Genomic DNA, 24387 nt, shown 5'->3' with positions numbered 1-24387 from the left:
CGAGGTTAGCGAATGGGATATTTTGATTATTCAAAAGAGCCGATATCTGATATTGCTTTTATTGACATGAAATCATTCTATGCTAGCGTAGAATGTGTAGCTAGAGGACTTCATCCTCTTCGCACATCTCTATGTGTGATGAGTCATGCCGCAAACTCTAAAGGACTTATTTTAGCAGCATCTCCCATCTTTAAAAAGGTCTTTGGTAAATCTAATGTTGGTCGTAGTTATGATTTGCCTTTTGACGTTACCACGAGACGTTTTTCATATGAAAATGCTAAGCGCTTGAATTTACCAACCAATCCTGCCTATGTTCGATTTATCGAAGCTTGGGCGAGGGCTACTATCATTGTTCCTCCAAGGATGGATGAGTATATCAAACGAAACATGCTCATCCAAGATATTTTTAAAAATTACGCAAGTCCTGACGACATCCTGCCTTATTCTATCGATGAAGGTTTTATTGATTTAACAAGCTCACTTAATTATTTTATTAAAGATCACACCTTGTCTCGCAAGGATAAATTAGATATGCTCTCTGCTCAAATTCAAAGAGATGTTTGGAAAAATACAGGGATTTATGCCACCATTGGTATGTCTAACAGTAATCCCTTATTAGCTAAATTAGCTTTAGACAATGAAGCTAAACATACGACTACTATGAGAGCCAATTGGTCCTATGAGGATGTTGAAGACAAGGTTTGGGGAATTAGTCAAATGACAGATTTCTGGGGAATTGGTCGTCGGATGGAAAAACGCCTCTATTTGTTAGGTATTTGCTCTATTAAGGAATTAGCAAATGCTAATCCCGACCTTTTAAAAAAAGAGTTGGGGTACAAGGGACTTGAATTATTTTTTCATGCCAATGGGATTGATGAAAGTAATGTTCACAATCCATATAAGCCTAAATCAAGCTCTATTGGCAATTCCCAAGTCCTACCTAAGGATTACCATCGACAAGAGGATATTGAACTGGTTTTATCTGAGATGGCAGAACAAGTTGCCATCCGTTTAAGGCGAAAACAGTATCATACTAGTCTCGTCAGTCTCTATGTTGGTTATTCTAAGACAGATCAGCACAAAAATATTCATACTCAGATAAGCATTGACCCAACCCACCGTACCAAAGCATTAATTGGCACTGTTCTTTATCTTTTTAGAAAGCATTACCAAGGAGGAGCTGTTCGCAATATTGGTATCAGCTATGGCAAACTTTCAAATGATAGCAGTCGCTCGATTTCACTTTTTGAGGATTTTGAAAGAGAGGAGAAGGAGGAACAGTTGGAGGAGACAGTTGATCGCATTAGGGAGCGTTTTGGATTTTCATCATTATTACCAGCAACAGCATTACTAGAAGCCTCCCGTAGCATTGAAAGAAGTCGTTTAGTTGGTGGACATTCAACAGGTGGATTGGATGGTTTAAGCTAATGGTTGACCGTTCCTATCTTCCTTTTGCCTCAGCTAGAAACTATCAGGATGCTGGCATGCAAAAGTGGTCAGGATTCTTCTTGTCAGAACATAGCAGCTCACTATCGCAAGTTAAATCAAAGAAGGAATGGCAATCCTCTTTGACGCATTCTGAAACATTAAGGCTAATAATACAGCTTTATAGCTCACGAAACCTAGCTACCATTACTTACCACGACAATCATAAAAGTTATCATTATACTGGTAGGGTCAGTAGTTTCGACAACCAATCTTTTCTTTTAAAGGAAAATGACCATTATCGTAAGCTGAACATAGAGCAAATCATTAATATCATTGTAAAAAAGGAGTGATTATTGTGGCTAGACAAGATATGTATCACAATCGTCTACAAATCGATTATTTTTCTGAAAGTTATCAGGCATTCGAAGAGGCATACTACCGTTATTCAACCTTTACAACGCCATTAACTTTTTTGGTAGATGATATTCTCAAGTATATGGCAATCTCTGGGAATAGTTTTTTCACTTTAGATGCTAAGAATAGCAAGGATAACAAGAATCATCATTTCCACTTTACCAAAACATTTCCTCAACAAGATAGCAATATCCAACTTTATCATTATCACCATCATGATAGTGACTAACTTGAAATAACTTCACAATAGTTTTAAGTAATACTTTTTGACTGAGATTTCACATCAACAAAAAAACTAGAAAAGGCTTTCAAAAAAAGTTAGACAATTCACATAGCCTGTGATATAATGTATTCATAAAAAGTTTTCAGGAGGATTTCTTATGAAAAATAAATTAATTTATGGAACATTACTTTTTGGTTCATTGTTAACACTTGCTGCTTGTGGAAGTGATACAGCAAAAGATGCTTCAAAAACAGCAGACACAGCTAAATCTGAAGTAAGTAAAAAAGCTGAAGATACTAAAAAAGCCGTTAGCGATGCAACTTCAGCTGACCTAAAAGATGGTACTTATAAAGCTGAATCAGACTACGATTCACGTGGATGGAAAGTAGTACACACGATCACTGTAAAAGATGGTAAAATCACAGAATCAGACTTTGGTTATGAAAACAAAGATGGTCAGAAAAAAGCTGATGACGAAGAATACAACAAAAACATGAAAGCAAAATCAGGTGTTTCTTCTAAAGAAGCTACAGAACAATTGAACAAAGAACTTGTTGACAAACAAAATGTTGACGATGTAGAAGTTGTATCAGGTGCAACACATACATCAAGTAACTTCGAACTTTCAACGAAAGAATTGCTTAAAGCAGCAGAAGAAGGAAACACTGAAACAGTAACAATCGAATTGCCAGCAGAGTAATCGAGAAATGTTATATAGCTTAGAGTGAGACAAGTCTCCATTTCGATAAGAAAGAGCTTGTTTCACTCTTTTTCTTGTGATATTCTTACTATGTAGAAAGGAAATTGGAAGTTATGAAACGAAAATTGTGGCCATTCCTTATCCTCCTAGTCTCTGTAATGACCTTAGTAGGATGTCAGAAATCGGCAAATGATAAGCAAAGTTTACCTGTTGTCAAAGATCCTGAAACACGGACGGAGTCCCTATTACACACCGTTGTTCAATTAAGCATCTATCATGAGAACCAAGAAAAAGTCATGGATGAAGCTATTGATTACATCAAAAATATGGAAAAACTGCTATCAACCAACTTAAAAGGAGCAGATGTCTATCGAATCAATCAAGCTGCTGGCAAAAAAGCCGTCAAGGTCGATCCTAGAACTTTCGAAATCATCGAAGCAGCACAAGGTATGTCTAAAAAAAGCCAAGGAAAGTTTGACGTCTCTATTGGAGCCGTAACCAATCTTTGGCGAATCGGGGATGACGTTGCTAGGGTACCAGGCGATCAAGAAATCAAGAACGCACTGCCCTACATCAACTACAAGGATATTACCTTAGACAAAAAGAAGAAGACCGTCTATATCAAAAAAGGAATGACCTTAGAACTTGGCGCAATTTCAAAAGGTTATATCGCTGATGGCGTCAAAAAAATCTTCAAAAAACATGGTATCACAACAGCTATTATCAATTTAGGTGGGAACGTTCTTACTATTGGAAAATCACCCAATGATCCCAAAGGTTGGAACATCGGGGTTCAAAATCCAGACGAAGTTCGTGGAGATACTGTGGGATCAGTTCATGTTAAAGATAGTTCTATCGTAACTTCAGGGATTTATGAACGATACATTGAGAAAGACGGTAAACGATATCACCATATCATGGATCCTAAGACAGGCTATCCCGTTGAAAATGACATCTCTGGCGTCACTGTCTTCACAAAAACTTCCCTTCAGGGAGATGAATTATCTACCTCTTTATTTATACTAGGCATTAAAGACGGCATCAAGCTGATTGATGATATGGAAGGGGTCGAAGCTGTCTTTATTGATAAAGAAAATGGGATTCACATTAGTAAGGGGCTTAAAGATAACTTTACATTAAGAAATAAGGAGTACCACCTTGTCACCGAAAAATAAACATCTCACCTTACCTATCTTTCTTGAATTTGTTGAATTACGAACAAAAGTAGCCAGTTTTTTTCCCATGCTTATTGGGATCTTTTGGTCGGTTTTTCATTACCAACGATTTAATCTTCTAAGTACTATCTTATTCGTCTTAGCTGTTCTTAGCTTTGATATGTGTACCACAGCAATCAATAACACTATGGATTATAAAAAAGCGGTCGATATGGCTTATCAGAGAAAAGATAACGTCATCGGCAAACATAATCTTGACTACAAGCAAATGGTTAAGATTATCATCGCCTTACTTATTTTTGCATCACTCGTTTCTTTAGTGCTCGTCTATCGAACAGATATCCTCTTACTTCCTATCGGAGGACTGTGTTTCCTGATCGGGATTTTCTATACCTTTGGACCATTTCCCCTCTCTCGTTTACCACTTGGAGAACCTTTTTCCGGGATTACCATGGGATTTGGAATCTTTTTCCTAGCGATTTTTGTGCAAAATCCTGACGGTTTATTAACCAGCCATTGGGCAGGACCCGTGATGAGCATTGATTGGCATTGGCTTGAGACGATGATTATCTTTTGGTTAAGCTTACCTTTTGTCTGCCTTATCGCAAATATCATGTTAGCCAATAATCTTTGTGATTTTGAGCAAGACCTTAAAAATGAGCGTCAGACACTGATCTATTACATTGGCAAAGAAAATGGTATAAAACTCTATACTCTCTTAAGTATTTTGCCATGGGTAGTCTGGTACTTAGGTATTATTTTTGGGCAAATACCTCTAGTTGGGGTAGCAGGAGTAGTTATCATACCACTATACGCTAAACATCTCAAAGCTTTTCAAAAAGAGCAGATAAAACGTTTAACCTTTGTCATGTCCATAAAAAACTTCGTTCTCTTTTCAATCATGTATCTTGTCACCCTACTCATAGCCATCATTTTTCATCTTTAAGAAAAACACTCATTTCATAGTCTACTGGCTTCAAAAATCTGGACAAACAAGGAAAAGGATTAGTTCTGTATTGCACAGAACTAGTCCTTTTAGCTTTGTTTTTACCCTTATGTTGTTTTTATTATGAATTTATGCTTGCTAGTTTTTGCATTTTTTGATAAACTTCAATAGTTAACCGGTTAACTTAATTGTAAAAACAAAATCCTAACGGCATCTTGTGGTGAAAAATAATCATCAAATAAATTGCCTCTAGAATAATAAACAAAGTTTCAACAGTTCTTAAATATAATGAATAGTGTCTTAAAGTTGATTTTTGCTGCAATGACATTAATCCTTATCAAAAGACATCACATTGAATAGAACAAGACACTAATTTATTTTGTATTCTAATAAAAAATTTACCTGTTTATTGTGTAAAAGATATTGTTAGGTATTTTGATAGTATCGTAAAAGAATTACGATTCCAAAAGATTAGGAGTTGATGGAATGAGAAAAATAAGGGTTAAGGCATGTATTTATTTGATAATGATTAGCCTCATTTTTTTAGGTGCTTGCAGCCGTGGTGATACTGTTTTAAATCCCAAGAAAAAAGAATTATCAATTGTGACGAGTTTCTATCCTATTTATGCTATAACTCAAGAAATTGCTGGCGATATCAATGATGTTCGTATGATTGGCTCAAGAAATGGCATCCATTCTTTCGAGCCTTCGCCTGCTGATGTTAGAGCCATTAATGATGCAGATGTTTTTGTGTATCATTCAAGCACACTTGAAGGGTGGACAAAAAATTTAAAAGAAAACTTTGAAAAAACGACTGTTAAAATTATTGAAGGTACTGACGGTATCCAATTACAGAAAGTTAAAGGTCTTGAAGACATCGAAGCAACAGATGGTATCGATGAAAAATCTTTATATGATCCACATTCCTGGTTGGATCCACAACTTATTTCGGATGAAGCAGGAATCATCGCTGAAAAACTTGGGGAAATTGATCCTAAGAATAAACAAAAATATCTTGATAATGCCAAGGAATTCCAAAATAGGGCTTTGGACCTGCTTGCTAAATACGACAAGCGTTTTAAAAATATTAAGAAGCGTACTTTTGTAACACAGCATACAGCATTTAGTTACATTGCTAACCGCTATCAGTTGAATCAATTAGGTATTGCTGGAATTGAGGATGAGGAACCAAGTCCACGTCGAATTGCTGAGATTTTAGAGTTTGTTAAAGAAAATAAGATCAAAACAATTTTTGCAGAACCTCAGACGTCTAATAAGAAAGCAAAAGTTATCGCAGATGCAACAGGTGTGGTAGTCAAAACATTAGATCCGTTAGAAGCAGACCCTCAAAATGATAAGACCTTTTTGGAAAATCTAGATAAAACTTTAGATATAATTGCCAATGATTTAGCAGAAAAGTAGCTAGGGGAGCTTTTTGCTTGGGATATAAATGTTCTCCAGAACTAAAGCCGAAAATTGGGGAACACTTTATTTTTTCTACTAGTGATACGAAGAAGTTGATTAGTAGAAGCACAAAACATCAATGAACAGCAAGTTGCTATAGACATTTAAGATGATAGATAATCGCATAATCATTAAGCTTGGATAAACTAACAACAATAGACTAAAATCTGATTCAATCACTGATATTGCTTTCTGATAAAAAATAAAAAAATATGAGGTTTGATATCATTTCCAAGATATCTCCAAATAGCTAAGAAAACACTTTGTCATATAGTCTTACTCTTTAATAAAATGAAAGGAATAAATGATATCAATGACTATTAAACATAAAAAAGCACTGATAGTCGGTAGCCTATCTGCCGCCTTACTATTAGGTACTGGTTTTGCTATTACTGCCTATCAAGCCAGAGACGATGAAGGTATTAAGTATATTGATGGTGTGGAGCAAATCGCTAAAGATGCTACTGCCAGTGGACCTGCAGCTGAACAGACTAAAAAATTAAACGCTGAAGAAGGTATTGATGCTGAGCAAATCGTTGTTAAAATTACAGATGATGGCTATGTCACCTCACATGGTGACCATTTCCATTACTATAGCGGTAAAGTTCCATTCGATGCCTTAATCAGTGAAGAATTGCTTATGGACGATCCTAACTATCAGTTACGACAATCTGATATTATTAGTGAGCATAAGGATGGTTTCATTATTAAAGTAAATGGTCAATACTACCTATACTTAAAAGATCCCAATGTTCGGGATAGTGTCCGTACCAAAGAAGAAATTAAAGAACAACAAGCTTCTAATGGTAAAAGTGGCAGCAGTGGAAAAGCTAATAAGTCAGACAATATCTTCTCTGGTTCAGGACACCGGAATGCACAGGGGCGTTATACCACCGACGACGGCTATGTCTTTACACCTGAGAGTATTGTTGAAGATACTGGAGATGCCTTCATTGTCTCACATGGAGACCATTTCCACTATGTTCCAAAAGGTGATTTAGCAGGTTGGGAATTAGCAGCAGCTAATGATTACCTTAAGGGAAGTAGTAAAAAAGTAACAGCAGTGTCCTCTACTAGTCGCGGAGGAAATGCCACTGCACCTGTTACTAAACAGATGGTTGTTAAGGATAAGAACGGTAACAGTGTCCATCTTGGTGCTAGTTATCCTAATAAGGACAGTGCTAATTATGGTAATGGAAATGTCTTAAATAGTGGCGAACGCATCTCCCATAGTCATAACCCTTCATCTAATAATCAGTTGTCTTACTTAGAACAAAAATTAAATGCTTGGTACAAATTACCAAAAAATAGACGACATACTGAAAAGGATGGTTTAGTATTTGATCCGCGTCAAGTAACAAAGAAAAAAAATTTTGGTTATGTTATTCCACATGGAGATCATTTCCATATCATCCCGTTTAATCAATTAACACGAGAAGAAATTGAAGCTACAGAAGCTGTATTGAGCGCTAAATCAAATGGGCAAAAGATACCATCAGCTAACGACATCAGTAAGCGACAAAATAGCAATCATAAGCATAAAGACCAAACAAACAATAAGAAAACACCTCCTAAAGCTAATAATACCAAACAAAATAAGCCAACTAAGACATCAGATAAACCTAAAAATAAATCAGACCAAGTCGTTAAGAAAGTTATCCATACATTCTTAGGTAAGGAAATCGAAGCTAGTCCAAAAGGTTTTGATGGTAAACCTTATGATACAGACGATGGTTATGTTTTCTCTAAAGGCTCTATTATTGAAGTTGATAGCTCTGGTGTTACTGCAAAGCATGGCAATCATTTTCATGAGGTTCCATTTAGAGAGCTTGAGCAGTATGAACTAGATCAAGTTGCCGAATGGGTAACAGAAAATAACGAAAAAGTTGCTATCGAAAAAGATAAGCAAGTTAAAAAAACTGGCCAAAAACCAGCCTTTGATGCAAACAACGTCATCAACAAGAAAGATGGCTCATTTATCCTTCTTAAGGATGGTAAAGAATATATCTATGATGAGAAACAATTAGATAATACACAACGTGCATTTGCAGAATTAAAACTCGCTGAATTAAAAAATGGAGACTATAAATATGATATTGTCGCACCAAAAGAAGGTGAATTAGAGCCAGGACTATATGTCAATCTCGATGATATTCCACTCCATGCAGAAAACGCAACAGTTGATTTAGGAGATCGTTTTGTTATTCCTCATATTGATCATATACATATCGCCTTTTACAAAGACATGAAGAAGGAACAAATTGCAACGGTTAAATACCTCATGCAACATCCTGAAGTACGCCCTGATGCCTGGATTGATCCTGGGCATAATGACAAAAAAACATTCAATGCTAACAAAATCAAATATATCGCTGGCTCAACTCCAAAAGATCAGCGTACAGGTATGAAAAACTGGCAAATAATTCATACCATTGAAGAAGTACAACAAGCACTCAAAGAAGGGCGTTACGCAACAAATGATGGCTATATCTTTGATCCAGAAGATATTCGTGACCCACAAACTATTATTTGGAATGATTCTTATACCATTCCACGTGCAAAAGGGGGATCTCTGCGAGATATTCCATTCACAAAACTATCTGAATCTGAACTAGCACAAGCTAAGAAGGTTGCTGAAGAAGTCAAGGCTGAACGAAATAAAAAAATCAAAGCTGATGAATCTAATGATGATAAATCTAGTGAAAAGAAATCAATCAATCGCGTAAACTTCCCAATCTTTAAACCAAAATCCCAAGATAGTGAGACCGATAGTTCAGATAACCAAGATGAAAATGCGACATCAGGAGATCAATCAACTGATGTTCAAACGGAGCCTAATGTCGAAAAACAGACACCAGAATCAACAAATGAAGACGATGGCGTGGTAGAAGAAGATGCAACGGCAATAGAATAGGTTACTCTCCTATTCTATTGCTAAGACTACTTTTGCCAATCATTTTTACTGAGACAGTAATCCTTTTTAGGCTACTGTCTTCTTTTTTGATTTTTTAACGATAACATCACTCACTCCATTATCAAGTTTTTCTGAGCAATATAAACGGTCTAACTTAATTTGACAATTGGGGTTTTGAAAATACTAAAAAAGGATTTAGTCCAATGTCATTTAAAACTAAATCCTTTTCATTATTAAAAGTTCTATTTTGGAAAGTAGCGCCAGCGAGATGCCTTTTACTTACAACGGAAGAATTAATTCTTCTTTATTTTCTTCTGTTGAAGAATCTTTCGTGGATTGGATTTCAATGATTAAATCATGTGGCAGACAGATAGATAGTTGCCCTTCTTGATTAATCCATCCTGTTTTGACAGCAATCTGGTCAGGACTATTATCTTCTCTAACACGAATACTATCACCATCAACCTCAACAATATTGTATTGACCTTTATCTGGATGATAAGTCTTTTCAAAGTGCGGTCCTTGTTCTTCAAGCGCATAGGTATCAACCACCTTACCATGAATTTTTACAACAGCCACTAAACCAGATGATGGCGGTGTCGCAATTTTCTGATAGATTGTCCAAGCAGCTGGTAGAAAAGAAAGGATAATAGCCAGCGATATTAATAAATAATCAAAGGGTTTAAAATAAGTTAGAACTTGTTTTGTTTTCGTTTTGTTAGTCTTCACAATATTTATTCTAAAAGAAAATAACAGCTTTGTAAACTATTTAAAGAACAAATTCTTGAGATGGCGAAGCCTTATCCTAAAACTATTTAACAACAATAGATGGCTAAGAAATGTTATACTAAAATAACCATATCAAAATCTACAGGAGGTTCCTTATGCCCTACAAAACAGTTATAGATTCACTAGATACCATCAAAGACTGGCAAGAAAAGACGTACAAATACTTACATCAAAATCCTGAATTATCCATGCAGGAAAAACAGACCGTAGCCTTTCTCAAAGAAGAATTGACTAAATTAAATTATGAGGTGCAAGAGATTGGTGGAGGACTTGTTGGAATCTTAGAAAACGGAGATGGACCAACCATTCTGTTTAGGGCTGATATGGATGCTCTACCTGTTCACGAAGAAACTGGTTTAGAATATGCTTCTAAAGTTGATGGCGTTATGCATGCTTGCGGCCATGATATGCATATGACAGCTAGTTTAGGAGCTGCTTGGGCACTTGCTAATAATAAGGAAGCTTGGTCTGGTACCTATATAGCCCTCTTTCAGCCAGGTGAAGAGATAGCAGCAGGAGCCAAAGCGATGTTGGAGGATGGTCTGCTTGAGAAAATTCCAAAACCAGATATAGCCCTCGCTCAGCATGTCTTGACCACTCCAGAAGCTGGTCATCTTGGTACTAAAGAAGGTCCCTTTTTATCGACAGCAGCTTCTTTGAAAATCACGATTAAGGGTCGTGGAGCACATGGTTCCATGCCAAACTTAAGTATCGACCCAATCGTTATCGGCTCAGCCATTGTGTCCAAATTACAGACCATCGTGGCGCGTGAAGTAGATCCTTTCCAATTCGCTGTTGTTACTGTAGGGTCTTTCCAGGCAGGAAATCAAGCTAATATCATCCCTGAAACAGCAATCTTACGTTTGAATATCCGTGCTTACGATGAAACTGTCAAAGAACAATTAATTTCTGCCATTAAACGTATTACTATCGCAGAATGCCAAGCAGGAAACTGCGAAACAGAACCCGATATTGACGTCTACGATAGTTTCCCACTAACAGACAATGATGCTGAAATCACCGAACACGTCGCAAGTGCCTTTAAAGCATATTTTAGTGACGAAAAGGTCATCAATTACAAACCACTGACGGCTTCTGAGGATTTTTCTGCCATTCCTAGAGCCCTTGGTATTCCTTATTTATATTGGGGCTTTGGTGGATTTACAGCTGATCAGGATATTTATGCCAACCACAATCCAAAATTTGCGCCAGCTATTCAACCAACCCTCAAAACAGGGACAGAAGCTGCTTTAGTAGCTATTTTAAGCTATCTTGGAAACAAATGATATGGAAGAAAATCAATACAAAATGCTGGTTAAGGTGGCTACCCTAGCTGGTATCATCATGTTAGAATCGAATGCTGAATCCTACCGAGTGGAAACAACAGTAGAGCGTATTTTATCTGTTAGTCAACTGCCAACTTTAGATGTGTTCGCTAATACGACAGGTCTTTTTATCACCCTAGATGGTCCTGACTTTCCAGAACCCATTACTTATGTCAAGCGTATCTCGCAGCGCTCTACTCACTTAACTAAAATTCATGATGTCAACCAGATTTCTAGAGATATGACAAGCGGTCAGTTATCTCTTAGGGAGGCTTATCAGAAGCTTAATAATGTCAATCGAAAAACATATTCATCAAAAAGCACCTATCTAGCAACAGTCTTATTAGTCATGGCTTTTGCCCTCCTATTGGGCGGTAATTTTCACACCTTTTTACTATCAGTCATTGCTTCTTTATTATTGATAGCAACCTATCCGATACGCGATTGGTTAAAGCTTAACGATTTTATCTATGGCATCTTTGCAACTATGGTAGTAGCTATTTGCATGCCTTTTATAACTAGATTTGTTGGGGCCTCTGACCGTGCTTTAGATATCACTATTATCTCTGTACTCATGCCACTTTTCCCTGGAACTGCCTTTACTAATGGTTTTCGTGATTCTTTTAAAGGAGATTATGGAGCAGGAGTGGCTAAATTTGTTGAAGCTTTGACCATTGCGGTTAGTCTCGGAGTTGGTGTTGCCCTAGGCCTCTTTATTGCGAAAGGAATCATGTCATGATTTGGAGTTTTCTTTTTCAAATTCTAGGAGCATACGTCGCTACCGTAACAGCTGGTATACTCTTAGAAGCACCCAAACATTTAGTGTATCAGACTGGATTTATCGGAGCAGCTGGCTATACAGTCTACCTTATATTTTTAGAGAGGACAGACAATGCCGTCGCTACCTTATTGGGAGGAATTGTTATTGCTTTATTATCGCAAATTTCAGCAAGAAAACTAGCCTCGCCAGTAACCGTTTTTTATATTCCAAGTTTTTTCCCACTCGTTCCCGGAGCTGGTGTCTATCGGATTGCTTATTATTATATCCAAGATAACCCCAAATTAGCAGGAGAAAACTTAATTGAATCCATCCTCGTTTCTGGAGCCATTGCCTTATCCATCTTTATTGTCGATTCTTTTTTAGAAATCTATAACCATCTCAAACAGGCTAAACATTAGCCATAGCCCACGGAGGACTATCTTTTTATGAAACTTATGAAATCAATCCCAGGCGGAACTCTCTTGATTCCAATGCTGATTTCAGCCATTATCCATACTTTCTCACCAACTTTTTTCAATATTGGCGGCCTAACTCAAGCCATGTTTTCAGGTGAGGCTATTAATTTCATTCTAGGAGCAGCTGTCTTCCTATCAGGATGTACTTTGAAACTCAAAACTTTGACTCAAGTTTTTAAAAACTACGGTGTTTTACTCCTCGCTCGCTTTATTATTAGTACGGTAGCAAGCCTTATTTTTATCAAACTCTTTGGCCTTGATGGTATCTGGGGACTTAGCGCCATTGCCTTCATCTGTACCCTAACCTCGATGAACCCAACTCTCTTTTTAGCCCTTATGAAAGACTATGGCGATGAGAGTGATCAAGCAGCCTTTGGTTTAGTAGCCGTTATGGCCTTACCAATCATTCCTATGTTCATTTACGGCCTGACTAGTCCAACGCCACTTAATTTTATGCCCATCCTTTCAACCCTGTTTCCTCTAGTGCTTGGTATTATTATCGGTAACCTTGACCACGATTTAAGCCAGCACATGGCACCAGCTATGGGCTTCATTATCATCATGTTAGGTTGGGGCGTCGGAGCAAATATCAATCTCTTCGAAGCCATGAAAGCAGGTTTACCAGGAATCATGATGGCCATCCTGTACTACCTCATCGGAGCCTTACCACTGATTTTAATCGAAAAATACATCTTGAAAAGAAGTGGTGCGTCAGCAACAGCCCTATCAACCGTTGCAGGCTTATCAGCATCCGTTCCCTTGCTTATGGTCGTAAGCAATCCAGAACTGAAAGAATATGCCTCACAATCAGCAGCTATCACCTCACTAGTTGTCGTCTGCACAGCAATTATCGCACCAATTTTATGTCAAAAATTTGCTGAAAAAGAAAAATAGAAGTCAAAACCTCCTCAGAATTGTAATGACCCTCAACAGTTAGATATAAAATCTAACGATTGGGTGTTGTTCAAATATCTGGGGAGGTTTGCTATTTTCAAAGACAAATGACAAACTAAGAAAACAAACAGATAGCAGGTATGACAAGATAAAACATTAATATCAAAAACATGTCAAAAAAGTATGATGTTCAAAAAATATATTTCAGCTGAAAGAATCACTCATAATTGAAAAACTAAAAATTTATGAACAATTGAGTTAAGATGATCTAAACCCATGATACATCTATAATTGAAGCGTAAAGTACATGATTTGAAAAATGTACTTTATTTTTTAAAATATTTCCAGTTTACGCCTTAAAATCAAGGAAAAGAAATTAAAATGTACAATACAGGATTTTAGAGCGAAATCTATACTAAAAATTTTTTGTTATCTGTTTAAAACACCCTCATACATCTTTCCGAAAAACTGTAATTTTCTTGAAAAACATCTAAGGGTGTGGTATACTTCTGTTTATAGAAATAAAGGAAAATATTACCATGAAACGTGAATTATTACTGGAAAAAATCGATGATCTCAAAGCTATCATGCCTTGGTTTATCCTAGAATACTATCAATCTAAATTGGCTGTTCCTTATAGTTTTACAACATTGTATGAATACCTCAAAGAATACCGTCGATTTTTTGAATGGTTAATTGAATCTGGTATTTCAAATGCTGATAAGCTTGCTGATATTGACTTGTCTATTTTGGAGCATTTAACCAAAAAAGATATGGAATCATTTGTTCTTTATTTACGTGAACGCCCATCTCTCAACACCTATTCGACTAAACAAGGTGTCTCTCAGACTACTATAAACCGTACCTTATCAGCCTTATCTAGTCTTTTTAAATACTTGACTGAGGAGGTTGAAAATGATCAGGGAGAGCCATATTTCTATCGAAATGTGATGAAAAAGGTTGCTACCAAAAAGAAAAAGGAAACCCTAGCTTCTAGAGCTGAAAATATCAAGCAAAAACTCTTTCTTGGTGATGAGACCATGGCATTCCTAGAATATATTAATTGTGAACACGAGAACAAACTTTCCAATCGTGCCAAATCATCTTTCCGAAAAAATAAAGAACGTGATCTAGCCATTATCGCCCTACTGCTGGCTTCTGGAGTACGTTTGTCAGAGGCTGTCAATCTTGATTTGAAGGATTTGAACCTCAATATGATGGTTATCGAAGTGACTCGAAAAGGTGGGAAACGTGATTCAGTTAATGTTGCAGGTTTTGCAAAACCTTATATAGAAGCTTATTTAGCTATTCGTAAGAATCGTTACAAAGCCGAAAAGCAAGATACTGCTCTCTTTCTTACCGAATATCGTGGCATTCCTAATCGTATCGATGCGTCAAGTATCGAAAAAATGGTTGCCAAATACTCACAAGATTTTAAAATAAGAGTAACGCCCCACAAACTACGTCATACACTTGCTACTAGACTCTATGATGCTACCAAATCCCAAGTTCTTGTTAGTCATCAGCTAGGGCACGCCTCAACACAGGTAACCGACCTTTATACCCACATCGTAAATGATGAGCAAAAAAATGCCTTAGATAAACTATGATTTACATAAACTTAATTATGTAAAAACAACAACAGAAATTCTCATCGCTTTAAACATCCAAAAAGAGAGAACCGGAACGATTCTCTCTAGATGTTAGCTGTAAGTCCCCACTACCGTTGACGAAGAGCCATTCTTTTTAGTCTATAAAACATCTTCTAAAAACGCTAGATGTTCCTGATGAACTTTCTTAGCATAATCATTATCCACATCGACTTCAAAAATATGTGGTAGGATTGCTTCTGACTTTTCAGGAATATAGCTGTCAACTGCTATTCCTTTTGCTTTCAACGATTCGACAAACTGTTTACTGTCTTTAGTAAAGGTGAAGATATTACCATCTGTTACAAATGTGGCTGGAAACTTAGACGTCACATGGTTGCGAACAGAAGCTTGCATAGCTGCTTTCGAATGAGCCACATCAGTCGTTCCAAAGTAGTCTCGGCCTACGGCATCAAATATCCAATCGATAAGGAAAAATCCTGTTTGCGAATAGTTCGGTGCGTGAGTTAAACTCGAAATGGCAATATAACCTTTCGGAATAAAATCAGTTTCTTGGTTAGCTGGTAAAAGACCAACTTCCTTAGCATAAGCTGAGTTGGTTAGGATATTGGCCAGTTGTCCTGCAATTTGGCCACCTGCAGAATCTCCTGCAAGTACGATTTTATTAGGATCTATTCCATAATCATCAGCTTTTTCAACGACAAATTTCAGCGCTTCATTAGCCTGCTTTTGCGCGGCTAAGTAAGACACCTCTGGTGCTAAAGCATAGTTAATGCTAACAGCATTGTAGCCTTCTTTGACAAATTGGAAAAGGTAATCTTCTCTTGCAGATTTATCATCACCAACAAAACCCCCACCGTGAACATAAAAAATGGTGCCTTTTGCATTTGGCGCTGTGAAAATATCCAGTTTATTATTGCTATAATCAGATTTGTAAGTAAGGTTACGATAATAAACCGTGCCATCACTGTTTTTTTCAACGCTTTCTGGTTTCACGACTTCTTGACCAAACCAAACACCCACAAGCTGCACGATTGATTTGGGATAAATCACTGTGACGTTTAATCCGATGAAAGATAGTAACGCAATACCAATCACGCTCTGTCCCAGTAGTTTAAAGACATTTTGGGAAAAGCTGTGTTTCTTAGTTGAAGCTTTTTTAGTATCACTATCACTGAAAAGGAGCCCAAAACTTATCAGTCCTGTTACCAATGCAGCCAAACTACTAAAGAGATAACGATTGATAACAATTCCTAATACTAGTAATCCAGTGCTGACCAATCCCGCCCAATACTGAGCTCTTTTGCCTTCCTTATAAGCTAAGTAAGTGCGATAGAGCATCACGGTAATCGCGATTCCAGTATAGATGATAGGTCTACGAAAGACCATGTAGAGGCCTAGTGACAAGAGCACCAATAACCAATCGAGTGTTTTTCGTAATATCATTTTGTTTTCTCCTTTTCAACTATACAAGTGTACCATCAAAATGATTAATTTTGGAGCGAAAATGCCTCGGCTGGCACATTAGAAAGGATTTGCGCCATCAAAATGAAAGACTTAAGTTACCTCCACCGTTCCAATGCAGAAAATAATGAGCTAACCCGAGAAGCTTTGGAAACTGCCCTATTCTTGTTACTCAAAGAGAAAACTATAGACAGGATTTCTATTACAGACCTTGTCAAGAAGGCTGGAGTCGCTAGAAATTCTTTTTACCGTAATTATGACAGTAAAGAAGATGTCCTTCGGTCAATATTACAGGAAAAATTTGCCCAGTTGGCTAGTCACAACGTCGTCCGTTTTCAGAAAAATCCACAGGAAGGGATTGAAGCCTTATTAGAATTTATCGCTGACGATTTTGACTTTTTTAAACTGATGTTATCAGAAAATCTCCGTTACCTTATCGAAGAAGAAATTTACCGCTATCAACCCGATGCTTTTCTGGAGAATAATGATATAGACCGCATTCGTAATTACTTTGTTGCTTCTGGTACCAGCCGTATCCTAACAGACTGGATCGGAGACAAAAATCACTATTCTCCAAAAGAAATGGCGGCTATTTGTTATAGACTGATTGAAGATTAAATGCCTAGAAAATCTTCACAATCTTTGGCAAAACAGTCCGCATACTGAAAAATCGACCCATGTCCTGAATGAGGATAGATAATAAGTTGGCTATTTACAATCTTATCATGCATGATGTAGGAATTTTCTGTTGGTACCATCATGTCCTTGTCTCCATTGACAGTCAGGGTTGGTTGTTGAATAAACTGCAAGTCATCTTCTGGGGCTTTCCCCCAGATTTTAATGGCTTTTAACTGGCGTAAAAAACCTGGCACAGTCATATCTTTGTCCGCATAAGCTTTCTTGCGACTTGCTAGGCGACTGAGCACCTTATCTGCTTCTACTCGGCCGTTGTCATCATGACCATAAAAAATATAACGTTTAGGATCTACACGATGCAAAGCAGCCCGTGCCATGTAACGGAAGGTCGTTGATGTTACCTTATCAATGCCAAGTCCGCCACAGTGAGCAGTCCCTACTAAAATCAATCGTTTCACCAAAGTCGGAGCCAAACGTACAACTTCTTGAGCAACCATACCACCCATTGACAAACCAAGAAGATTAATCTTGCTGTAGCCTAGGGCTTTGATAATGTCTATCATCTGCTCTGCCATTTCTGGAATGGTACCTGCTACCTTACCGTCGCTGGCCCCAACACCAGGCAAATCAAGTAAAACGACATGCTGTGTTTGGGTCAAAAGGTCAATGAGTTTAGGGTCCCAATTATCCATGGTTGCTGCGAGATGGACTAGCATGACCAAAGGATAATCTGACTTTCCCTTGCCGATTTCACGGTAGGCAATGTTTTTCTCTTGTACAGTGAGGTACTGGTTTTTGGTTTCTAAATAAGCCATGTGTTATCCTTTCATGCTGAGAACAGTTTTACCGCGTGAGCGTCCATTTGCTACCTTATCCAGCGCAGCATTGACCTCATCAAAAGGGTAAACCGTATCAATAGATGGCTTAATCTCTAGTTTGGTAAAAATATCTGCCACTTCTTGGAGTTGTTGCCCATTGCTTTCGACAAAGATAAAGTGATAGTGAACACCATATTTGTCAGCCATTTTATCGAATTTGCGACCAACCAGTGTAAAGAGGACTTGTTTCCACTTAGGTAAATTCATGCACTTAGCAAAGGCACCATTTGGCATAGCACGAAGGGAAACCATCTGACCGCCTTTTTTCATAATAGCCATTTGTTTCTCGGTCTCAGTGCCACCTAGGGTATCCAAAACATAATCAACATTGCTGAGGATTTTGGTGTAGTCCTGAGTCTTGTAATCTAGGAACTGATCGACCCCGAGCGCCAAGACTCGGTCACGATTGCTGATGTCCCCATTAGTGATAACGGTTAATCCTTTAGCTTTAGCAAGGGGAATAGCCATGGCACCGACACCACCAGTCCCACCAGAAATAAATATAGTCTTCCCAGCTTTAGCAGCCATAAGGTCAAGCGCCTGCATGATTGTTAGAGCAGTTAAAGGAACACCTGCTGCCTCATCATCTGTTAAATACTCAGGGACCTTAGCTAGAGCAGCCACGTCCACAGCTACATACTCAGCAAAAGCCCCAATACTATCTAACGGCAAACGGCTAAAGACACGATCGCCCACAGTAAACTGGCTCACACCAGTGCCTATCTTTTCAACTAATCCGACCACTTCATTGCCAGCTATCAAAGGCGTTTTATAAGGAACAATCATCTTGACCTCACCACGGGTAATCATATTGTCTAACGGATTGACCCCGGCCGTCAGCACCTTGACCAAGACTTGCTTATCCTGTGGCTCAGGTTTTTGAACATCAACGAGTTTGAGGTTGAGATTGTTTTTGTTGTAGTCATTTAATTGTGCTGCTTTCATGATTTTTCTTCTTTCTTTTTTTGGGAAATAGCAGAGCTAGCCTGCAAGGTTGGAACTCCAAACAACGTTTAGAGAATATCGTGATTTTTTTGTATTTGTTTTAGATACAGATACAAGTTTGATAAAGGAAATTACCAAGCACTTACTTGGTAACTCCTGCTTGACGGTACAAATTTGTAATGACATTAGCAAGACTTTGACTGGCAAGCTCCTTTTCTAGCTGACTCTCTGCCTTTTGAAATACTGGATTGATTGCCCCTTCAATATGTTTACCGACAGGACATTCCAAATTGGCATGCTGATGCACTTGAAAGAGTTTTACCTGAGTCACTTCTTGAGTCGCATAGTAAATGTCTAAAAGACTGATTTCTGCTGGTGCTTTCGTTAAGGCATATCCGCTCTTGCCTTGATGTGACATCAATAAATCGGCATTTTTCAAGAGAGCAATGACCTTACGAATATAGCTGGCATTGGTACCAACGCTTGTTGCCAATGCCTGAGAAGATAAGGTCTCCTTACTCTCCGAAATCATAGTTAAAATGTGGATGGCTACTGAAAATTTCGTATCCATAAGACTCCTTCTTAAACAAATTTTAAGTAAAACCTTCTAACTTGTTCTTGTTTGTGATACAAGTATAAATTATCTAAATCGAAAAGTCAAGCGTATGAAAAAAACCACTTTTCTGTACAACATTTATAAAGTGTTTTTATTGGACCATTAATCTTTTGGTCATGGGTATCTGGTAGTTGAGGCTGCTGTGAATAGGGATTGATTTTTAGCAATGAAGTTTTTTACGTAACTACTTTTATGTAAAAACTAATGTTTTATAATAATTACTTTTGTGCCATAATTAATTCTACTACTGATGACAATTGAGAACCCTAGTTTATCCAAAATTTGCTTAGTCATGTATAAGCCTAAGCCAGTTGCCCTTTTATGCTCATGCCCATTATAACCAGTAAAACCTAGTTCAAATAAACGTGGAATATCCTCTTCTAGTATCCCTATACCAAAATCTTGTATTTCAATACTTTTCTCTTTGATACTTATCTTAATTTCCGACCCAAAAGAACTATATTTAATGGCATTATCAATGACTTGAGATAAAGCAAAAGATAGCCATTTATCATCTGTAATCAGATGATTATCACCGGTTAGCGTGATTTGAATATTTTTAGCGATACATTGGCTACTAAATGTCTTGATAACGGAACTGACACAAGCCTTCAAGGAGATTTTGGAAAAACGGTAATCATCATTATCAGCTTTATACTTGAGATAAGCTAAGAGATTATTGATATCTTGTTCTAAGCGAAAAGTCTGCACCTGAAGGTCTGACTTGTTGATATGATCGGTTTGTATCATCAATGACATCGCTGAAACAGGAATTTTCATCTGATGCGACCACATCTTAACCAAACCTTCCAGGTCATCTTGTTCACGTTTCAGCTCCAAAACTTTCTGCGCTTCTACTGCTACTATACGACTGAAAAATTCACGATAGGCGATTTCTGATGGTACTTGTGACTCTGGAAAATCCTCAATAGCTTTTAAGTTTTCTAATGTCATTATTTTGCGTTTAAATTGCTGATAGCTCAGAATGCTCCAAAAACATAAAAATACCATATTCATCGCTAAACTAGCAAGAAAATAGTGGTGTGGTAGATGGTAAAGGTAAAACATGAGATGATAAGTCAAGGTCATTAGGAAGTATAGGACATACCAAGGTCCATACTCTTTAAGATAATTTATGATCATTTGAGAAAATACCCTACTTCTCTAGCCGTGTGTATGTAATCAAAGCCAATACTCTTTAACTTCTTACGAAGCCGTGTTATATTAACACTCAAGGTATTATGGTCAATAAAGCTATCATCTTGCCAGAGTTTTTCTAAAAAGTCTTCTTTAGCAATAACTTGCTGATCATGTGTCATTAGTATTCGTAAAATTTTTGCCTCTGTTGGGGATAGATCAACACTTCCATGTTGCTCAGAGATAAGGCTGCCATCTGCTAGTAATTCATATCCAGCAAAAGAAAGCTCATCTTTACTAAATTGCTTACTTCTTCGCAAAAAGGCTGAAATTTTTGCCTCTAATATGCTGAGTGAGAATGGTTTTGAGATAAAATCATCACCACCCATATTAAGTGCCATGACAGCATCCATATCATCGTTACTAGAAGAAATAAAGATAATTGGCACTGTCATCGTCTTACGAATCTCGCTAGTCCAATAAAAACCATTAAAAAAGGGTAAAGTTATGTCCATGAGAATCACATCAGGCTGGATAGTTTCAACTTCCTGCTTAATATCTCGGAAATTTGTTACTGAAAAGACCTGATAATGACCGGAAAAATGCTGTTTTAAAAGAGTGACAATAGTCGCATCATCCTCAATAATATATAGTTTATCTTGCTTGCTCATAGGATTATTTTAGCAAAAAAGCAGCGAAAAATCGCTACTTTTCCTACCTTTCAATTAAGTGATAATAAGACCGTCCTGTTAATCGGTAAATGAGATAGTAGGTAATGGTAATGGCGAGAATGACGCCTCCAGAAATTTGGTAAATCAACAGATCATTGACTACTCCAAAAAGTGAGAGCATTTGTTTGAGCATAATCAACGCTACTAAGAAATGGCTGATTGCCATAGCCAGTGGCATGAAGAAAACCATGAGGGTTTGTGAACCAATGATTTTCTTAACTTGAGCTTTGGACATGCCAACTTCTTGTAAAATATGATAGGATTTTTGATCTTCAACCCCTTCTGAATAACGTTTATAATAGATAATCAAAGCTGCAGCTAAGAGAAAAGCTGTTCCTAACAAAAGTCCTGTAAATAGGAAACCACCAAATAAACTATAGACTCCATCTTTAAATGATGACTCTCGTGTCAATTCTACTATGGCCGTATCTCCCTTCGTATTGATCCAAACACCTTTTTTCTCTTTTAAAGCTTGATAGTCTTTTGCCTTCAAATCCGCAAACAACTTATAAGATTCGTTATAACCAAATCCTTCGACATTTTCAAAGTGCTTTTTGATGGTAGTCATTTGATTCCTATCACTAACAACTAAAACTCCAGAATTATAGGTATTAACAACATCAGGCATGATAACGGACTTAAAGTTTTTGACATTAGCATATTCTTTCCCAAAAATCGTCAGTTTCTTAAGTTTACTATCACCTTTTTGCTTGAAAAAGGCTGTTTGATTAGCTTTTAAGTGAGGTAAATCATTACCAAGCTTTCTAAAATCATCTTGTTCAATCAAGTAAACAAACCCCATTTTACTTACCTTAGGTTTATGGATCGTTTTCTCATTGACAGTGATTTCTTTATCACGAGTTAAAGGAATAGAAATCATAGCTGATTGATAAGCAATAACATCTTTATTATCTGTTTTTAGTTCTGGGATAATCGTCTCTTGGGCAAATGCTTCAAAGCTAGTTTTTCCTTCAACTTGATGAATCTCTAGCTCAGTATTTTTGGGAAAGAGCTGAGAGACCATATTCTCAGTATTCCCGAAAAGCGATGACGTTGTAGCAATGGTAACAAAGCACATAACCGCTAATATGGTGATATTGGCTAATCCAACCGCATTTTGTTTCATGCGAAAAATCATTTGAGAAACCGTTATAAAATGCTCTGTTTGATAGTAATAAGCCTTATTTTGACGTCTGCGTTTCAAGTACCAAGTTGTAAATGAGATATAAAATAAATAGGTTCCAATAATAACCAAGACAACCGCAATCAAAAAGCGATAAATCAAAGCTAAAGCAGCAATCTTTGTTGACGTCAGTGACAAACCATAGCCAATTCCCAGCAGGACTAGAGAAAGCATAGCCAAAGCAATATTTCCTTTAGGTTCTTGTTCTGCTTTAGATGCTGCCTTGAATAAATCTAATGGCGATGACTGTCTAATCGCAAATAAATTGATAACCAATAATAGTATAAAAATACTAAAGAACGTTATTCCAGTTAGAATAAATGATTGAGGAGTAAATGTTAAGATCAATTGATCATAATGGATAAGGTTAACAAATATGAGATAAAGCGCGTTAGAAAAGATAGCTGAGAGGATATTTCCTATAATAAGCAGGCCTAGAAATATAATTAGTATTTCAATACTCGATATTAAAGAAACTTTTTTCTTACTCATTCCCAAAACATTGTAAAGCCCAAACTCCTTGCTACGTTGTTTTAAAACAAAACGGTAGCTATAGACTACTAAAATAGCTGATAGCAAGGTTAAGACTCCACTCCCAAATCCTAAAAGAAATTTTCCATAAGACATATCGTCAGAAATAGGACTAAAGAAGATCAAAAGGGTAGAACACAAAGTGATATAAAGTACCAGACTCGTTAACAGAAATGGTCCATAGATATTCTTGGTCTTAAGTAAATTCTGCCAAGCCATTTTAAGATAAAACATGGTCATCACCTCCTCCTAGAAGAGCATTCATAGCCAAAGAGATATCTTTACTAAAGGTTTGAGGACTTTTGTTGCCTCGATAGAGTTGATGGAAAATCCTACCATCTTTGATAAATAGCACACGCTTGGCATGACTGGCAGCCATTGCAGAGTGGGTCACCATAAGGATGGTTTGTCCAAAAGCATTGATTTCTTCAAAGAGGGATAATAAATCTTCTGAATTTCGGAAATCTAGCGCTGCTGTCGGTTCATCTGCTAAGAGGATATCTGGTTGATTAATTAAACTTCTAGCTACCGCTACTCTTTGTTTTTGACCACCAGAAATTTCAATTGGACGTTTATCTAGTAAGTCTTTAATATGCAACTGTTCTGCTAAGGGAAGCAAAGCTTTTTCCATTTTAGTGTACGGTTTTCGGTCTAAGACCAAAGGCAAAAAGATATTATCTCTGATAGTCAAAGTATCTAAAAGATTAAACTCTTGAAAAACAAAACCGAGGTGTTTGAGCCTGAAATCAGCCAACTGATTTTCTTTGATTTTAGTAATATCTTGTCCCTTTAATAAAACAGAACCAGAACTTGGTTTTTCTAAGGTGGCTAAGATATTTAATAAGGTTGTTTTTCCGGAACCAGATTCTCCCATGATAGCGATAAACTCGCCCTCATTAACTTTAAAATCAATATCCCGTAAAGCCTGTGTTTCATTTTTGGAAAACCGTGTGCGAAAAACTTTTTTTAAGTGGTTAATTTCTAATAACATAAAGTCTACTCCTTTTTCTATTATAGCTTAATTCTTTTAAGTTGATGAGCAACAAGAAAAGAATTCCTAACTTCTTTCTTTTCATCTACTAGTTTACCAACTAGCTGTGGCTATAATCTTACAAGTTACCTGCTTTCCCTTACAATTTTGTAAGAGA

The 24387-nt window shown here is 37.1% G+C and carries 23 protein-coding genes; 14 read left to right on the top strand and 9 right to left on the bottom strand.

Annotated elements, in window-relative coordinates; all coding sequences use genetic code 11:
• The first annotated feature begins 12 nt into the window (after positions 1 to 12).
• The 8 genes from C0J00_RS05075 (at position 13) to C0J00_RS05040 (ending at position 9264) form a co-directional block, all read left to right on the top strand.
• On the top strand, positions 13 to 1428 hold the full coding sequence (locus C0J00_RS05075) for a Y-family DNA polymerase (protein WP_104967846.1): 1416 nt from the start codon (positions 13 to 15) through the stop codon (positions 1426 to 1428).
• Positions 1428 to 1778, top strand: a complete 351-nt coding sequence (locus C0J00_RS05070; RefSeq protein WP_104967845.1) for a hypothetical protein — start codon at positions 1428 to 1430, stop codon at positions 1776 to 1778. The genes C0J00_RS05075 and C0J00_RS05070 overlap by 1 nt, the downstream gene beginning before the upstream one ends.
• A 5-nt stretch (positions 1779 to 1783) precedes the next feature.
• Positions 1784 to 2071 carry a DUF5960 family protein gene (locus tag C0J00_RS05065; RefSeq protein ID WP_199773981.1) on the top strand — a complete coding sequence of 96 codons (288 nt, stop codon included), beginning with the start codon at positions 1784 to 1786 and terminating at the stop codon, positions 2069 to 2071.
• A gap of 151 nt (positions 2072 to 2222) precedes the next feature.
• Complete coding sequence (locus C0J00_RS05060; RefSeq protein WP_104967844.1) at positions 2223 to 2765, top strand: FMN-binding protein; 543 nt, start codon at positions 2223 to 2225, stop codon at positions 2763 to 2765.
• A gap of 113 nt (positions 2766 to 2878) precedes the next feature.
• The gene (locus tag C0J00_RS05055; RefSeq protein ID WP_104967843.1) at positions 2879 to 3940 is read left to right on the top strand and encodes an FAD:protein FMN transferase; all 1062 of its coding nucleotides are present in this window, start codon (positions 2879 to 2881) and stop codon (positions 3938 to 3940) included.
• A complete protein-coding gene (locus C0J00_RS05050) occupies positions 3924 to 4886 on the top strand; it encodes a 1,4-dihydroxy-2-naphthoate polyprenyltransferase (RefSeq protein ID WP_104967842.1) in 963 nt (320 codons plus the stop codon). Before C0J00_RS05055 ends, C0J00_RS05050 begins: the two co-directional genes overlap by 17 nt.
• Positions 4887 to 5372: 486 nt before the next feature.
• Positions 5373 to 6308 carry a metal ABC transporter substrate-binding protein gene (locus C0J00_RS05045; RefSeq protein WP_104967841.1) on the top strand — a complete coding sequence of 312 codons (936 nt, stop codon included), beginning with the start codon at positions 5373 to 5375 and terminating at the stop codon, positions 6306 to 6308.
• Between the two features lie 355 nt (positions 6309 to 6663).
• Entirely contained in the window at positions 6664 to 9264 is a 2601-nt protein-coding gene (locus tag C0J00_RS05040; protein ID WP_104967840.1) for a pneumococcal-type histidine triad protein, read from the top strand.
• A 279-nt stretch (positions 9265 to 9543) separates the two neighbouring features.
• Here the strand turns inward: C0J00_RS05040 and C0J00_RS05035 are convergent, their stop codons facing one another.
• Positions 9544 to 9993, bottom strand: coding sequence for a NusG domain II-containing protein (locus tag C0J00_RS05035; protein ID WP_104967839.1), 450 nt, complete (start codon positions 9991 to 9993; stop codon positions 9544 to 9546).
• Positions 9994 to 10148: 155 nt separating this feature from the next.
• On the opposite strand from C0J00_RS05035, the gene C0J00_RS05030 reads away from it, so the two are divergent.
• The 5 genes from C0J00_RS05030 to xerS all read left to right on the top strand — a co-directional run bounded on the left by C0J00_RS05030 (position 10149) and on the right by xerS (position 15118).
• Complete coding sequence (locus C0J00_RS05030; RefSeq protein ID WP_104967838.1) at positions 10149 to 11339, top strand: amidohydrolase; 1191 nt, start codon at positions 10149 to 10151, stop codon at positions 11337 to 11339.
• A gap of 1 nt (position 11340) precedes the next feature.
• Positions 11341 to 12117, top strand: a complete 777-nt coding sequence (locus C0J00_RS05025; protein WP_104967837.1) for a threonine/serine exporter family protein — start codon at positions 11341 to 11343, stop codon at positions 12115 to 12117.
• On the top strand, positions 12114 to 12557 hold the full coding sequence (locus tag C0J00_RS05020; RefSeq protein WP_104967836.1) for a threonine/serine exporter family protein: 444 nt from the start codon (positions 12114 to 12116) through the stop codon (positions 12555 to 12557). The genes C0J00_RS05025 and C0J00_RS05020 overlap by 4 nt, the downstream gene beginning before the upstream one ends.
• Before the next feature lie 27 nt (positions 12558 to 12584).
• Positions 12585 to 13508 carry a 2-keto-3-deoxygluconate permease gene (locus C0J00_RS05015; protein WP_104967835.1) on the top strand — a complete coding sequence of 308 codons (924 nt, stop codon included), beginning with the start codon at positions 12585 to 12587 and terminating at the stop codon, positions 13506 to 13508.
• A 539-nt stretch (positions 13509 to 14047) separates the two neighbouring features.
• The gene (xerS, locus tag C0J00_RS05010; RefSeq protein WP_104967834.1) at positions 14048 to 15118 is read left to right on the top strand and encodes a tyrosine recombinase XerS; all 1071 of its coding nucleotides are present in this window, start codon (positions 14048 to 14050) and stop codon (positions 15116 to 15118) included.
• 141 nt (positions 15119 to 15259) lie between these two features.
• On the opposite strand, the gene C0J00_RS05005 is transcribed toward xerS, so the two are convergent.
• Positions 15260 to 16564 carry an alpha/beta hydrolase gene (locus C0J00_RS05005; RefSeq protein WP_104967833.1) on the bottom strand — a complete coding sequence of 435 codons (1305 nt, stop codon included), beginning with the start codon at positions 16562 to 16564 and terminating at the stop codon, positions 15260 to 15262.
• A gap of 102 nt (positions 16565 to 16666) precedes the next feature.
• Between C0J00_RS05005 and C0J00_RS05000 the strand changes: the two genes are divergently transcribed.
• A complete protein-coding gene (locus C0J00_RS05000) occupies positions 16667 to 17200 on the top strand; it encodes a TetR/AcrR family transcriptional regulator (protein WP_104967832.1) in 534 nt (177 codons plus the stop codon).
• Here C0J00_RS05000 and C0J00_RS04995 read toward each other — a convergent pair.
• The 7 genes from C0J00_RS04995 to C0J00_RS04965 all read right to left on the bottom strand — a co-directional run bounded on the left by C0J00_RS04995 (position 17197) and on the right by C0J00_RS04965 (position 24230).
• Positions 17197 to 18033, bottom strand: coding sequence for an alpha/beta fold hydrolase (locus tag C0J00_RS04995; protein WP_104967831.1), 837 nt, complete (start codon positions 18031 to 18033; stop codon positions 17197 to 17199). The genes C0J00_RS05000 and C0J00_RS04995 overlap by 4 nt on opposite strands.
• Positions 18034 to 18036: 3 nt before the next feature.
• Positions 18037 to 19041: an NADP-dependent oxidoreductase gene (locus tag C0J00_RS04990; protein ID WP_104967830.1), complete on the bottom strand. Its 1005-nt coding sequence runs from the start codon at positions 19039 to 19041 to the stop codon at positions 18037 to 18039.
• 142 nt (positions 19042 to 19183) lie between these two features.
• Positions 19184 to 19612 (bottom strand): Rrf2 family transcriptional regulator, encoded by a 429-nt coding sequence (locus C0J00_RS04985; RefSeq protein ID WP_104967829.1) that lies wholly within the window; start codon positions 19610 to 19612, stop codon positions 19184 to 19186.
• Positions 19613 to 19858: 246 nt separating this feature from the next.
• Complete coding sequence (locus tag C0J00_RS04980; protein ID WP_104967828.1) at positions 19859 to 20800, bottom strand: sensor histidine kinase; 942 nt, start codon at positions 20798 to 20800, stop codon at positions 19859 to 19861.
• The gene (locus C0J00_RS04975; protein ID WP_104967827.1) at positions 20797 to 21465 is read right to left on the bottom strand and encodes a response regulator transcription factor; all 669 of its coding nucleotides are present in this window, start codon (positions 21463 to 21465) and stop codon (positions 20797 to 20799) included. The genes C0J00_RS04980 and C0J00_RS04975 overlap by 4 nt, the downstream gene beginning before the upstream one ends.
• A gap of 43 nt (positions 21466 to 21508) precedes the next feature.
• Positions 21509 to 23473 carry an ABC transporter permease gene (locus C0J00_RS04970; RefSeq protein ID WP_104968842.1) on the bottom strand — a complete coding sequence of 655 codons (1965 nt, stop codon included), beginning with the start codon at positions 23471 to 23473 and terminating at the stop codon, positions 21509 to 21511.
• Positions 23460 to 24230, bottom strand: coding sequence for an ABC transporter ATP-binding protein (locus C0J00_RS04965; protein ID WP_104967826.1), 771 nt, complete (start codon positions 24228 to 24230; stop codon positions 23460 to 23462). The genes C0J00_RS04970 and C0J00_RS04965 overlap by 14 nt, the downstream gene beginning before the upstream one ends.
• Between the last annotated feature and the right edge of the window lie 157 nt (positions 24231 to 24387).

Origin of the sequence: Streptococcus pluranimalium, assembly GCF_002953735.1 — a bacterium.
Lineage (GTDB): Bacteria > Bacillota > Bacilli > Lactobacillales > Streptococcaceae > Streptococcus > Streptococcus pluranimalium.
Note: the sequence above shows the minus strand (reverse complement) of the source record. Positions and strands in the feature narration are given on the sequence as shown.